Source organism: Mesorhizobium sp. M1307 (genome assembly GCF_040318155.1).
In the GTDB taxonomy this organism is placed as follows: domain Bacteria; phylum Pseudomonadota; class Alphaproteobacteria; order Rhizobiales; family Rhizobiaceae; genus Mesorhizobium.
Genome location: NZ_JAMYLR010000024.1, coordinates 41,571 through 54,566, shown reverse-complemented (window position 1 = coordinate 54,566; position 12,996 = coordinate 41,571). Strand labels below are relative to the sequence as shown.

The 12,996-nt window shown below is 61.3% G+C and carries 12 protein-coding genes; 4 read left to right on the top strand and 8 right to left on the bottom strand.

Features of this window, described 5'->3' with window-relative positions; genetic code table 11:
• Positions 1-46: 46 nt before the first annotated feature.
• Both arfA and NKH16_RS22840 read right to left on the bottom strand, forming a co-directional pair.
• The gene (gene arfA, locus NKH16_RS22845) at positions 47-1,558 is read right to left on the bottom strand and encodes an arabinosylfuranosidase ArfA (protein ID WP_352746168.1); all 1,512 of its coding nucleotides are present in this window, start codon (positions 1,556-1,558) and stop codon (positions 47-49) included.
• A 184-nt stretch (positions 1,559-1,742) separates the two neighbouring features.
• Entirely contained in the window at positions 1,743-2,669 is a 927-nt protein-coding gene (locus tag NKH16_RS22840) for an ArsR/SmtB family transcription factor (protein WP_352449660.1), read from the bottom strand.
• A 249-nt stretch (positions 2,670-2,918) separates the two neighbouring features.
• On the opposite strand from NKH16_RS22840, the gene NKH16_RS22835 reads away from it, so the two are divergent.
• The 4 genes from NKH16_RS22835 to NKH16_RS22820 are packed head-to-tail and all read left to right on the top strand — an operon-like array spanning position 2,919 to position 6,951.
• On the top strand, positions 2,919-3,797 hold the full coding sequence (locus NKH16_RS22835; RefSeq protein WP_023675645.1) for an ABC transporter permease: 879 nt from the start codon (positions 2,919-2,921) through the stop codon (positions 3,795-3,797).
• Positions 3,794-4,615: an ABC transporter permease gene (locus NKH16_RS22830; RefSeq protein ID WP_352746172.1), complete on the top strand. Its 822-nt coding sequence runs from the start codon at positions 3,794-3,796 to the stop codon at positions 4,613-4,615. Before NKH16_RS22835 ends, NKH16_RS22830 begins: the two co-directional genes overlap by 4 nt.
• A 22-nt stretch (positions 4,616-4,637) precedes the next feature.
• The gene (locus tag NKH16_RS22825; RefSeq protein WP_352746173.1) at positions 4,638-5,780 is read left to right on the top strand and encodes an extracellular solute-binding protein; all 1,143 of its coding nucleotides are present in this window, start codon (positions 4,638-4,640) and stop codon (positions 5,778-5,780) included.
• On the top strand, positions 5,773-6,951 hold the full coding sequence (locus tag NKH16_RS22820; RefSeq protein ID WP_352746176.1) for an ABC transporter ATP-binding protein: 1,179 nt from the start codon (positions 5,773-5,775) through the stop codon (positions 6,949-6,951). The genes NKH16_RS22825 and NKH16_RS22820 overlap by 8 nt, the downstream gene beginning before the upstream one ends.
• Before the next feature lie 19 nt (positions 6,952-6,970).
• Here NKH16_RS22820 and NKH16_RS22815 read toward each other — a convergent pair whose 3' ends face one another.
• From NKH16_RS22815 to NKH16_RS22790, 6 genes are all read right to left on the bottom strand, one after another.
• Entirely contained in the window at positions 6,971-7,948 is a 978-nt protein-coding gene (locus NKH16_RS22815; RefSeq protein WP_352746178.1) for a branched-chain amino acid ABC transporter permease, read from the bottom strand.
• Between the two features lies 1 nt (position 7,949).
• Positions 7,950-8,837, bottom strand: coding sequence for a branched-chain amino acid ABC transporter permease (locus NKH16_RS22810; RefSeq protein WP_352746181.1), 888 nt, complete (start codon positions 8,835-8,837; stop codon positions 7,950-7,952).
• A 102-nt stretch (positions 8,838-8,939) separates the two neighbouring features.
• A complete protein-coding gene (locus NKH16_RS22805; protein WP_352449665.1) occupies positions 8,940-9,932 on the bottom strand; it encodes an ABC transporter ATP-binding protein in 993 nt (330 codons plus the stop codon).
• Positions 9,929-10,954 (bottom strand): ABC transporter ATP-binding protein, encoded by a 1,026-nt coding sequence (locus NKH16_RS22800; RefSeq protein WP_352449666.1) that lies wholly within the window; start codon positions 10,952-10,954, stop codon positions 9,929-9,931. Before NKH16_RS22800 ends, NKH16_RS22805 begins: the two co-directional genes overlap by 4 nt.
• Positions 10,944-11,918: an ABC transporter permease gene (locus tag NKH16_RS22795; RefSeq protein ID WP_023675638.1), complete on the bottom strand. Its 975-nt coding sequence runs from the start codon at positions 11,916-11,918 to the stop codon at positions 10,944-10,946. The genes NKH16_RS22800 and NKH16_RS22795 overlap by 11 nt, the downstream gene beginning before the upstream one ends.
• Positions 11,918-12,946, bottom strand: coding sequence for an ABC transporter permease (locus tag NKH16_RS22790; RefSeq protein WP_352449667.1), 1,029 nt, complete (start codon positions 12,944-12,946; stop codon positions 11,918-11,920). Before NKH16_RS22790 ends, NKH16_RS22795 begins: the two co-directional genes overlap by 1 nt.
• Positions 12,947-12,996 lie beyond the last annotated feature (50 nt).

Below are 12,996 nucleotides of genomic sequence, written 5' to 3'. Positions count from 1 at the left end.
GACGCTCCTCCTCAGCGTTTGCGCTTTCTCGATGATCCGCCTGAACTCAGAGCCTCAGGCGTATGACCTGGTAGGAATAGGCCGGCAGTGACAGGCTCAGCTTGCCGCCGGCGAGCGAGGCGCCCTCACCCTTCCTGAGGCCGACATTGCCAGGGTTTTCGGCCGAATTGACGGCTTTCAGATCGGCGTGTGCCATCACCTGGTGATCGACGATCTCCGCCGCGCCGAAGCCGGTGAGGTCGACCACTGTTTCGATTGCCTCGCTCGAATGGCGGTTGACGGCGAAGAAGGTGACGTGGCCGGTTTGCCTGTCGTGCACGCCGGCAACATCGACATAGGCGACGTCGCCCGCAACGCTGGATTTGTAGGTCGGGCTTTCCACCTTGAGATCCAGCGCATTGCCGCGACCATAGTTAGAAGCAAACAGATAGGGATAAAAAATCGTCTGTCGCCATGCCGGGCCATTCGGAACGGTCATGATCGGCGCGATGACATTGACCAGTTGTGCCAGGCAGGCGATCTTGACGACATCGGAACGGCGGATGAAGGTGTTGAGGATCAGGCCGACCTGCAGCACATCCTCGAAATTATAGATGTCTTCGAGCAACGGCGGGGCGAACGGCCAGCCGTTGCTGCCGCCGAGTATCTTCCTGTCCTGCTCCTTGGAATGGTACCAGACGTTCCATTCGTCGAACGAGATGTAGACCTGCTTGTTGGAGCGCTTCTTGGCCTTGATATACTCGATGACGCCGGCGACCGAGACAATGTAGTCGTCGAGCTTTTCGCTCATGGCGAGATAGTTCGGAGCGTCGTTGGCTTCGTTGTCGAAATACATGTGCAGCGAGATGTAGTCGACCTCGTTGTAGGTATGGTCGAGAACCGTCGCTTCCCATTCAGGGTAGGTCGGCATCTTGGCATTCGAAGAGCCGCAGACCACCAGCTCGAGTGACTTGGAGAAGGCGCGCATGGCCTTGGCCGTCTCATGCGCCAGCCGGCCATACTCGTCCGCGGTCTTGTGGCCGATCTGCCAAGGGCCATCCATTTCATTGCCGAGGCACCAGAGCTTGACGTCGAACGGCTCCTTGCGGCCGTTGGCGATGCGCCTGTCGCTCCATTTGCTGCCGCCGGGATGGTTGGCGTACTCCAGCAGGTTGCGGGCTTCATCGAGGCCGCGCGAGCCGAGATTGACGGCAAGCATCATCTCGGTGTTGGCGGAGCTGCACCAATCGGCAAATTCATGCAGGCCGACTTCGTTGCTTTCCGATGTGTGCCAGGCGAGGTCGAGGCGCACTGGGCGCTGTTCCTTGGGGCCAATGCCGTCTTCCCAATTGTAGGCCGAGACGAAATTGCCGCCGGGATAGCGGACGATCGGAACATTGAGTTCCCTGACGAGATCGATGACGTCTTGACGCATGCCGTTGGCATCCGCTGTCGGATGGCCGGGCTCATAGATGCCGGTGTAAACTGCCCGCCCCAGATGCTCGATGAAGGATCCGTAGAGCCTCGGATCGATTTCCGAGACGACATAATGCGGATGAGCCGTAACGGCTGCCTTCATGCATTCCTCCCATCGATATCACAAACGATGATTTAAATCATCTTGCCCGATATCAAAGAGGAATTGGTAGCCCTTCGTCAAGCCAAAATACCCAAATGTAGGACAATTAGACGAACGCTTTGGCACAGCAGAAAGCCAGATAGTTGAAATTGCTGCGTTATCTTCAGAACCCGGTTTCATGATATCAACCGGTTTTGATCCTGAGCAGGATGTCCTGATCGTAATTTCCAAAGCCCTTGCCGAAAATATTGATCCCGCCGGGGCGCTTGGCGTCGTCCTTGACGCCGATACGGACGCGGATTGAATGATGGCTCTTCAGATCGAGTGCGGCGAGGCCGGTTTCGGAAATCCTGAGGCCGTCGACATGGGTGCCGTCATTGGCAATTCGCCAGTTCTTCAGCTTACCGTATTGCGAGCCCTTGAGCTTCCACCAGGAGGGCGTGAAGACGCCGCGCTTGTCGCCGAAATCCCCCGGCGACGTCCAGGTGCCGACATCGACGCCATTGATCGTCAGCGTGATGTCCGAGGGCCAATCGGCGCTGGTACCCGGCACTTCCGAAGACAGCTCTATCGCAACTTCGAGTCCGGTGATCTCGGCATTGGCGAGCTTGGCATTGTTGGGGAACTGGTATTCGACAAAACCGCGCGTGAACCATAGCAGACCAGCTTTCATGCGGTCCGGATCGAGGAAAGTGTTGGGAACATCGAGCAGACCGATGATGCCGTCTGGCGAACAAAGGCCGCAGGGCGCGGTAACCTCGAAGCCGGTATAAAGCCCGATCGGCATCGACACTTCGATCGCGTCGTTCTTGACCGCACGATATTCGCTCTTGAACACGACGAGCACTTCTTCGGCCATCGGATAACAGATTTTCTGACTGCCTTTCTTCGCCTTCAGGTTCTCGGTGCGGATCAACCCCGCATCCTCCAGCACCTGGATGTTGGTCGAGACGGTCGACTGCGGAAGCGACAGCACGGCGGCGATTTCGTTGACATTCATCGGCCCCTTCTCATGCAGCAGTTTCAGCATCGAGATCCGCGCCGAGGAGGCAAGCCCCTTGAGCACGGCAATGCCTTCCTCAGGTTCAATCACCAGAAAATTGCGACTCATGAAATTGTCCGGCCCATGTAAAATCTATATCCGAAATTACCCTGTATATCGGGATATCTGATTTAATCAACATGCAGGCGGAACGCCGGGCAATTTGTTGAATCCGGCAGGGCGAGGGTCGCGCGGTGGCCCTGCACAGAATTTGTGCAGGAGCCATATGCAGAGTGGACACCTGAACGCCGATCGCCCAATCTAGTCCGGAGCCGAGCCCGGTGATGGCGGCTTGCACATAAAGTGGTTGGACGGGTCGTGACCAAAGGGTGGAAATTATACGATCAGCGACTGGCCTGGGTTCTCGTCGCGCCTGTGCTTTTACTGCTTACCCTGCTTCTGCTGCTGCCGATCGCGATGATGACGGTCTACACGTTTTTCACCTTCGTCACCGCGGGGGTGGAGTCGGCGGTGCTGACCTTCGACAACTGGAAGGAATTCCTCACCGACAGCTACTATCACGGTTTTCTTTGGAAGACCGTTCGCGTCGGCGCCATCACCGCTGTGATCTGCGCGATCCTTGGCTATTTCCCCGCCTATTTCATCTGGGCCACGACCTTCAGGCACAAATGGCTGTTGTTGCTGCTGCTCATCGTGCCGTTCTGGATCAGCTTCACCATCCGGACATTCTCGTGGATCCATATTCTCGGCGAACAGGGGCTGATCAACGTCGTGCTCATCAGGCTGGGGGTTATCAACGAACCGTTGCCAATGCTCTACACCGAGGGCGCCGTCATCATGGGGCTGCTGCATTTTCTGCTGCCCTATATGATCCTGAACGTCTATGTCAGCCTGGAAAGCATCGACCGCACGCTGATCGCCGCCGCCCGCTCGATGGGCTGTACCAGCGCGCAGGCGTTTCGCGAAGTGACCCTGCCGCTATCGATGCCGGGGCTGGGCGCCGGGCTGCTGCTCTGCTTCGTGCTGGCGGCCGGCTCCTATGTGACGCCGCAGCTGCTCGGCGGCAGCCGCGATGCGCTGTTCGGCAACTTGATCTACGACACCATCATGGGGCAGCTCAATTGGCCGATGGGCGCCACGCTTTCCATCGTCCTGTTCGTTCTGCTCGGCGCGGCCGCGGCCGCCTACAGCCGCTATATGGGCCTATCGCAGATCATGAAGGGCCTCAGTGCATGAGAGCGGATCATCCCGATCGCGAAGGCAGATGGGCGTGGCGGCTGACCGGCGCGATCACGGTGTGCGTCTACGTCTTCATGTTTGCGCCGATCCTCGCCACGGTCGTGCTTTCCTTCAACGCCTCGATGTTCGGCGGCTTTCCCCTCACCGGCTTCAGCCTGCGATGGTACGAAAAGCTGCTCACCAACGAGCCGGTTCTCGACGCCTTCCGGACATCGATGTGGATTGCCCTGGTGACGGCAACGGTGACGACGCTGCTCGGCATCATGGCGGCATTGGCGCTGGTGCGCTTCGAGTTCCGTGGCAAGCAGGCGATCAACACGCTTGTCATTCTTCCCGCGCTGGTCCCCGAAACGATACTCGGCGTCGGCCTGCTGGTCATGATCAAAGCCGTCGACCAGCCGCGCAGCATGACGCTGCTGGTGCTCGGCCACATTCTGCTCACGCTCCCCTACGTGGTGCTGATCGTCCAGGCGCGCATGATCGGCATAAAGCGTTCCTATGAGGAGGCGGCGCTTTCGCTCGGGGCGCCGCGTGTGTCGACATTCCGCGAAATCACGCTGCCGCTGCTCATTCCCGCAGTGCTTGCCAGTGTTCTGCTCGCTTTCACCATTTCGTTCGACAACACCTCGGCCAGCCTGTTCTGGCGGCCGGCGGGCGTCGAGACCATGCCGACGCAAATCCTTTCGATGCTGAAGATCTCGATCAGCCCTGAGGTGAACGCGCTCGGAACCGTCATGATCCTTTTGACGGTCGGCATTCCCTTGGCTGGCGGGCTCATCCTGCAAAGCCTCACCTGGTTCAAGGCAGGCAAGTGAAGATGAAAATGGGAGAATGGAAATGAAACTGACAACCGCCAAACGACTGGAACGGCTCAACGAACGCTATGCCAATGGCGACATCAGCCGGCGATCATTCCTGACGCTGACGGCCGCCGCTGCCGCCGCCACCGGGCTTTCCATGCCCTGGATGGGACGGGCGCTGGCCGCGGTTTCGGAAGTGCGCTTCGACGGATGGGGCGGCGTGGTGCAGGAGGCGATCGATAAGTACGCGTTCCAGCCTTACACCGCCAAGTCCAAGGTCAAGGTCGTCCAGGGCACCTTTGGCGACGAGAACGAGATCATCACCAAGATCAAGACGTCGAAACCAGGCGACTTCCAGATCGTCCATTCTTCCGGCGTCAACTACTACATCAAATACGTCAATGGCGGTTTCAATTCGGAGATCAATGAGGCGAACATTCCGAACATGGCGAATGTGCTGACCGCCATGATCGAGCCGTTCCGCAAGATCACGCCGAAGCTGTCGGCAGTGCCATATGATTACGGCACCACCGGCATCGCCTACAACAACAAGGTCATCTCGCCGCAGGAAGCCAAGGAAAAGGGCGCCAACCTGCTTACCGACAAGAAATATGCCGGCAAGATCGGCGGCTACGCCGATATGACGACGCGCGTCTGGTATGCGGCGCTGCAGACGAAACAGGACCCCAACAACATCCAGGACATGGACGTCGTCTGGGCCAAGGTTCGCGAGACCCGCGACCTGGCCAAGAAGTTCTGGAGTTCCGGCGCGGAACTCATGGACCTCCTGTCGCGAAACGAGATCGTCGTCACTGACGCCTGGTCAGGACGTGTCGCCGCCCTGCAGCAGCAGGGCCAGCCGATCGGCTATCTCGATCCTGCCGGCTCATACGCATGGATGGAGGACATGCTAGTGCTCAAGGGATCGCCCATGGCCGAATGCGAGGAGCTGATCAACTTCATGCTGGATCCGGCCACCTCGATCGCCGTCGCCGAGGGCCAGAACTATCCGCCGTCGCTTGACCCGACCAAGGTGAAGCTGACCGACAGGATCGCGGCGCTTCCGGCCTTCGACCCGACCGGATCGATGAAATCGCTGACCTTCGCCGATCCGCTCTACTGGGCGAAGAACGAAGACGCCTGGACCAAGCAATGGGACAGGGTGTCGAAAGGTGCATGACGACAACAGCCACGACCAGCAGCCCCGGCCGGCTTCGGCCGGGGCTGATGGCGACCCGCTCGCCCAGAGCGAGAGGCAGCAACCTATAGAAAAGCCTGCGGTCGAGTTTCGCGACATCGATATTTTTTACGGCAAGTTCGCCGCTGTGCGCGATTTTTCACTGGCGATCCGCAAGGGTAGTTTCGTCACCTTGCTGGGGCCGTCCGGGTGCGGCAAGACGACGATCCTGCGATCGATCGCGGGCCTGGTCGACATCTCCGGTGGCCAGATCTCGATCGGCGGAAAGCGGGTCGACGACATCCCGATCTATAAGCGCAACATTGGTCTGGTGTTCCAGAACTACGCGCTCTTTCCGCACAAGAACGTCTTCGACAACGTCGCATTCGGCCTGAAATACCGAAACGTGCCGAAACCGGAAATCGTGCGCCGGGTCAAGAAGGCGCTGGATATGGTGCGGCTGCCCGGCAGTGAGACAAAGCTGCCGTCGCAGCTCTCGGGCGGCCAGCAGCAACGCATCGCACTGGCCCGCGCCATCGTCTTCGAGCCGGAAGTGCTGCTGCTGGACGAGCCCTTGTCGGCGCTCGACGCCAATATGCGCGAGGACATGCGCGTCGAGATCAAGAAAATCCAGAGGGAGACGGGCATCACCGCTATCTTCGTGACGCACGACCAGGAAGAAGCCTTGTCGATGTCCGACCACATTGTCGTGATGAACGCCGGCCTGATCGAGCAGATCGGCTCTCCCGCGCAGGTCTATGACCAGCCGGCCACCGCATTCGTCGCCAATTTCCTGGGCAAGGCCAACATGCTGCCCGGCAGCGTGACAGTGATGGACGGCAAGATGGCGACGATCGCGCTGGCCAGCGGCCATGTCGTAAAGGCGGCCGCGCCGAAGGCGCTCGCGACCGGCAGCGCGGTCACCGTCGTCGTTCGCCCGCAGAAGCTTACCGTCGGTACCGCCGGTGCTACCAACAGGCTGGCGGGACGGATCGTCTCGACCTCCTATCTCGGCGGCAATGCGGTCTACGAGATCGACATCGGCGCCGGCACGCTGGTGCGCGCCAACACGTTGATCGACGGCCAGCCGCTGCGTGAAGGCGAAGCGGTCGATGTCTGCTTCGACCCGCTGGGCTGCGTGCTTCTCGACGCGCAAGGCTTGCGCATCGCCTAGCGAGGCGGAACTGAGCCGTTCAGTCTTTCGCGTCACCCTTTGGCCCGAGAAACCGCGCAAAGACCTCGCCGACAATACCGCGCCGGAAAACCAGCACGCAGACCATGAAGGTCAGGCCGGTGGCGATGGTCACCGGAAAGTTCGAGGTGGCGAGCGTGTTTTCCAGGCCGACGACCAGACTGGCGCCGATGATCGGCCCGGCCATGGTGCCGATGCCGCCGAGGAGCGTCATCAGGATCACCTCGCCCGACATCTGCCAGGTGACGTCGGTGAGCGTGACAAACTGAAAAACGATCGCCTTGAGCGCGCCGGCCAGCCCGGCCAATGTTGCCGACATGACGAAAGCCGCCAGCTTGTAGTTGGCGACGGAATAGCCCAGCGAAATGGCCCAGCTCTCGTTTTCCCGGATGGAACGCAGGATCATGCCGAAAGGCGAGTTGATGATGCGCCAGATGGCGAACACGCCGATCAGGAAGACCGCCAGCACGAAATAATAGATGTTCATCGAGACGTTCAGGTCGAGCATTCCAAGCAGCCTGCCGCGCGGCATGCCCTGGATGCCGTCCTCACCTCCGGTGAACGGCGCCTGCACGCAAAAGAAGAAGAACATCTGCGACAGCGCCAGCGTGATCATGGCGAAATAGATGCCTTGCCGGCGGATGGCAAAGAAGCCCATCACAAGGCCGAGCAGCGCAGCTCCCAGGACACCGAGCAGGATGCCCGCTTCCGGCGGCCAGCCCCAGACCTTGACCGCGTATGCGGTGAAATAGGCCGCCCCGCCGAAGAATGTCGCATGGCCGAAGGACAACAGCCCGGTGTAGCCGAGCAGAAGGTTGAACGCGCAGGCAAACATCGCAAAGCACAGCATCTTCATCAGGAAGATCGGATAGACGAAGAAAGGCGCCACCAGCAGCGCCAGGATGCCGAGCCCGACCAGCGCCCATTCAAGCCGTGCCGAATTCTTGGCACGCGTCTCGCGAAGTGTCAGTTCGGCCATCTCAGGCATCCCTTCCGAACAGGCCGGCTGGCCGGACCAGAAGCACGATTGCCATGATGACGAAGACCACCAGATTGGAGGCTTCGGGATAGAAGACCTTGGTCAGGCCTTCGGCGAGGCCAAGCATGTAACCGGTGACGATCGCCCCGAGGATCGATCCCATGCCGCCGACCACGACGACGGCGAAGACGACGATGATGAGGTCAGATCCCATCAGCGGGCTCACCTGATAGATCGGCGCGGCGAGAACCCCCGCAAGCCCGGCAAGAGCGGCGCCGAGGCCGTAGGTAAGGGTCAGCAGCAACGGCACGTTGACGCCGAAAGCCTGCACCAGGCCGGGGTTCTCCGTCGCCGCGCGCAGATAGGAGCCCAGCCTGGTCTTCTCGATCAGCGCCCAGGTGCCGAAACAGACGATCATCGAGGCGACCACCACCCAGCCGCGGTAATTAGGCAGGAACATGAAGCCGAGATTGGTTCCCCCGGAGAGCAGCGGCGGCACGGAATAAGGACTTCCCGATACGCCATAGTAGTAACGGAACACCCCTTCGAGCACGAGCGCGAGGCCAAAGGTGAAAAGCAGCCCGTAGAGCGGGTCGATGTCGTAAAGCCTCGACAGCGCCAGGCGCTCGACCACGACGCTGAAGCCGCCGACGATCAGCGGCGACAGGATCAGAGCCGGCCAGTAGCCGATGCCAAACCGGGTGAGAAGCAGGTACCCGACGAAGGCGCCGAGCATATAGAGCGCGCCGTGGGCAAAATTGATGACGCGCATCAGGCCGAATATGACAGCCAGGCCCAGGCTCAACATTGCGTAGAACGAGCCGTTGATGAGGCCGACCAGCAATTGGCCGAGGAACGCCTGAACGGGTATTCCGAAGATCATCGTCATAGCGTCGGATCGTGCGGCGTCCAGATCGGCCTCTATTCTCGCCGAAGCGACGATTACGGCTGAACGGTCCTGATCCGATATCGCTGAACGAGAATTCCCTCGTCAACCGCCGGCTGGATGATGGCAAGCAACCAGGCGGCCCTCGCCAATGCTTTGGAGAAGCGGACGGTCGCTGCGGCAGATCGGGGTGGCAGCTGGGCAACGGGTGTGGAACCGGCACCCTGAGGGTGGGCTCATCGGGCTGGGCAGGTCACCCTTGAGCACCAGCCGGCCGCGCCGCGCCCGGTCGATGCTGGGTATCGGCACGGCGGAACGCAGCGCCGCGGTGTAATGATGTCTGGGCGCCGCAAAGACCTCGTCGGTCGGTCCGCTCTCCACGATCGATCCCAGATACATCACCGCCACACGGCTCGAGATCTGACGCACCACGGAAAGGTCGTGAGCGATGAACACATAAGTCAGGTTGTACTCCTCGCGCAGGTCGGCGAGCAGATTGACGATCTGCGCCTGGATCGACACGTCGAGCGCCGAGACCGGCTCGTCGGCCACGATCAGCCGTGGCCGCAGCGCCAGCGCGCGGGCGATGCCGATACGCTGGCGCTGGCCGCCGGAGAATTCGTGCGGGTAGCGCGATGCGTGCTGGGGCGACAAGTCGACCCGGCGCAGGAGCTCGGCCACGCGGTCCGCCATTTCCGATGCCGAGAGGCGTTCATGGATGCGGAACGGATCGGCCAGCAGATCGCCGACCCGCCGGCGCGGATTGAGCGAAGCGCTGGGATCCTGAAAGACCATCTGCATCTGCCGCCGCAACGGACGAAGCTGGCGCTGGGAGGCGTCGCTGATGTCGCGGCCCTCGAATTCCAGCGACCCCGAGCTGATTTCGGTCAGACGCACCAGACACCGGCCAAGCGTGGATTTGCCGCAACCGGACTCGCCGACGATGCCGAGGGTCTCCCCGGGCCAGATGTCGAGCGACACCGTATCAACCGCATGCACGGTCCGGCGCTGCGCCGGGAAGATCGAGCGGCCGACGCTATAGCGCTTCGACAGGTCGCCGGCACGAAGCAGCGGACGTTCGCGTGGCATGGCATTCATCGTTGCATCTCCACCACGCCGCCAGGCCTCTGGGCAGCGAATTGTCTGCGCGTAGGCTCCGGCAACAGGCACGCGGCGCGATGCCTCTCGCCTTGCATGATCGGCAGTTGAACCAAACAGGCGTCATGGCGAAAGGCGCAGCGGGGGCTGAAGGCGCAGCCTTTCGGCAGGTTGGAGAGCGACGGCGGAATTCCCGGAATGGCAGCGAGCCGGGCTGAACGTGGTCCCTCCATCGGCGGGATCGAGCCGAACAAGCCCCATGTGTAGGGATGCAGCGGCGCCCGGAACACGCTGCTCTTGCCGCCCTCCTCGACAAAGCGTCCGCCATACATCACCAGTACCCGGTCCGCGACTTCGGCGACGACGCCAAGATCGTGCGTGACCAGGATCACAGCGGAACCGAACTGGTCGCGCAATCGTCCGATCAGTTCGAGGATCTGCGCCTGCACGGTAACATCGAGGGCTGTAGTCGGTTCATCCGCGACGAGCAGCGCCGGGTTGCACGAGAGCGCCATGGCAATCACCGCGCGCTGGCGCATACCTCCGGAAAGCTGGTGCGGGTAGCTGTCGATGACCCGATCCGGATTTGCGATGCCGACCGCATCCAGCAATTGCACGGCCCTCGCCCGTGCCGCTTTCGCCGACACTTTTTCATGCGCGCGGACCTGCTCGCCGATCTGGTTGCCGATCGTATGCACCGGGGTGAGCGCAGACATCGGATCCTGGAAGATCATCGCGATCTGGCGGCCGCGAATGGCATCGAGCGCACGCCGCTTGAGCCCGATCAGCTCCTGTCCCATGAAACGGATGGAACCGGAGACGATAGCGTTGGGGCTGTCGATCAACCCCATAATGGCGAGCAAGGTCTGGCTTTTGCCCGAACCGGATTCGCCGACCACACCGACGATCTCGCGCTGCTCGACGGAGAACGAAACACCTCCCACCGCGCGCACCAGGCCCTCGTCGCTGCGGAAGGAGACGGTGAGGTCCTTGACCACCAGAAGAGGAGCATCAGCCGACATCGCGAGCCCTCGGGTCGATGAAGACGAAGACCACGTCGACGACGAAGTTTGCCATCACCACGAAGAAGGCGGCGTAGATCACCGTGGCAAGGATCATCGGCAGATCGAGCGTCTGCAGCGCCTCGTAGGTCAGTTTTCCGACGCCCTGCAGTCCGAAGACCACTTCGGTCAGCAGCGCGCCGCCACCGACCAGGGCACCGAAGTCGAGGCCGAACATGGTAACAAATGCGACCAGCGAGGTCCTGAGGCCATGATGCAGCACCACCCGCCGCTCGCCGATCCCCTTGGCTCGGGCGGTGCGGATGAAATCCTCCTGCATCATCTCGATCAGGCTTGCCCGCAGCACCCGGCCGTAGAGGCCGACATAAAGGGTTGCCAGCGTGAACCACGGAATGACGAGCGCCTTGAACCAGCCCCAGGGATTCTCGGTCAGGGGGATGTAGCCGAGCGGAGGAACCCAGGAAAACAGCCAGCTGTCGTGCCAGCGGCTTTGCGTCAGCAGGTTGGCGACCTCGCCCAGCCAGAAGACCGGGATCGACACGCCTACCAGGCTCAGGATCATCAGCGCGCGATCAATGAATGTACCGCGCGTTGCGCCTGCGATCACACCGACGATCAATCCGCCGAGCACCCACAGCACTGCCGCGCCGCCGACCAGCGACAGCGTCACGGGAATGGCGCTTATCACGGTCGGGATGACGCGCTGCCCGCGATTGACGAAGGAGGTGAGATCGCGGCTGACGAAAAGCCGGTTCATCATCAGCCCATATTGCACCGGCAATGGCCGGTCGAGACCGAAATCGTGGCGCACCTGGATCAGCGTCTCTTGCGAAGCATTGCGGCCGGCAATGCGCGCCGATGGATCAGCGCCAGGCGTCGCAAAGAAGATCAGGAAAGCGACGACGCTGATACCGAACATAACCAGCACCATCTGGCCAAGCCGGAAGCCGAGCGCGGCAACCACTAGACGCCCCTCGGCGAGGATTTCGGATCGAGCGCGTCGCGCACGCCGTCGCCCAGAATGTTTAGGGCCAGCACCGTGATCACAATGGCTAGCCCCGGCGCCAGTGCCACGACCGGCCGCGAATAGAGCAGGCCCTGGCCGTCCTGGATGATCGTGCCCCAGCTGGCATCCGGCGGCTGCACGCCGATCGACAGGAACGACAGCGAGGATTCCGTCATCATGTTGAGCGCCAGGATCAACGGCACGAAAACGATGATGCGGGTCACCACATTGGGCATGATGTCGCGCAAAAGGATGCGCCAGGGCGATGCGCCAAGGCCGATCGCAGCGGTGACGAATTCGGCATGCATTAAGGTCAGGACATGGCCGCGGATCGGCCGCGCCACATAGGGCACATAGACGATGCCGATGATGAAGACCGGTAGCCACAGGCTGCCGGAGCGGATTTCGAACGGACCGATCTGGATACTCTGCGCAATCAGCACGATCGACAACGAAATCGCCAACAGGAAAATCGGAAAAGCCCAGAGCACGTCGAGAATGCGCGACAGGCCGATGTCGACGATGCCGCCGAAGAAGCCGGAAACGACCCCCAGGAATGTCGCGAGGACAAGGCACAGCACGGCTGCAGCACCCGAGATCAACAGCGAATCCCGTCCGCCGTAGAGCAGCCGCGCCGCGACGTCACGGCCCTGGTTGTCGGCACCGAGCATATAGGGGCCGATGCGCCAGGTCGGCCCGACCGGCGTCATGCCGAGGCCAAGGCCTTCGGTGGAGGGCTGCAGCACCGGCTGGGTCACCCCATCGACGACGATCTCGCCATTGAGATTGGTCACAAATGGATCGGTGCCGGAGACGTATCGCGCATAAAGCGGCGCCGCGAGCGAGGCGATCACGATGACGACGAGCACGGCGAAGGCAGATATTGCCGAACGATCGCCTTTCAGCTTGCGCCAAGCGGTGCGCCACGGGCCATCGGTGGCCCGGCGAACCGGGATGGCAGGCTGGTCCGCAATGACATTGACCATGAACAGGATTGCCTGGGAAAAATCGCGGCCTGGAAGATGTGCTGATCCGC

Bases quoted from the DNA above. Each gene is read 5' to 3' on its own strand.
- arfA (WP_352746168.1), bottom strand. From the start codon at position 1,558: ATGAAGGCAGCCGTTACGGCTCATCCGCATTATGTCGTCTCGGAAATC.
- NKH16_RS22840 (WP_352449660.1), bottom strand. From the start codon at position 2,669: ATGAGTCGCAATTTTCTGGTGATTGAACCTGAGGAAGGCATTGCCGTG.
- NKH16_RS22830 (WP_352746172.1), top strand. From the start codon at position 3,794: ATGAGAGCGGATCATCCCGATCGCGAAGGCAGATGGGCGTGGCGGCTG.
- NKH16_RS22825 (WP_352746173.1), top strand. From the start codon at position 4,638: ATGAAACTGACAACCGCCAAACGACTGGAACGGCTCAACGAACGCTAT.
- NKH16_RS22815 (WP_352746178.1), bottom strand. From the start codon at position 7,948: ATGGCCGAACTGACACTTCGCGAGACGCGTGCCAAGAATTCGGCACGG.
- NKH16_RS22810 (WP_352746181.1), bottom strand. From the start codon at position 8,837: ATGACGATGATCTTCGGAATACCCGTTCAGGCGTTCCTCGGCCAATTG.
- NKH16_RS22805 (WP_352449665.1), bottom strand. From the start codon at position 9,932: ATGAATGCCATGCCACGCGAACGTCCGCTGCTTCGTGCCGGCGACCTG.
- NKH16_RS22800 (WP_352449666.1), bottom strand. From the start codon at position 10,954: ATGTCGGCTGATGCTCCTCTTCTGGTGGTCAAGGACCTCACCGTCTCC.
- NKH16_RS22790 (WP_352449667.1), bottom strand. From the start codon at position 12,946: ATGGTCAATGTCATTGCGGACCAGCCTGCCATCCCGGTTCGCCGGGCC.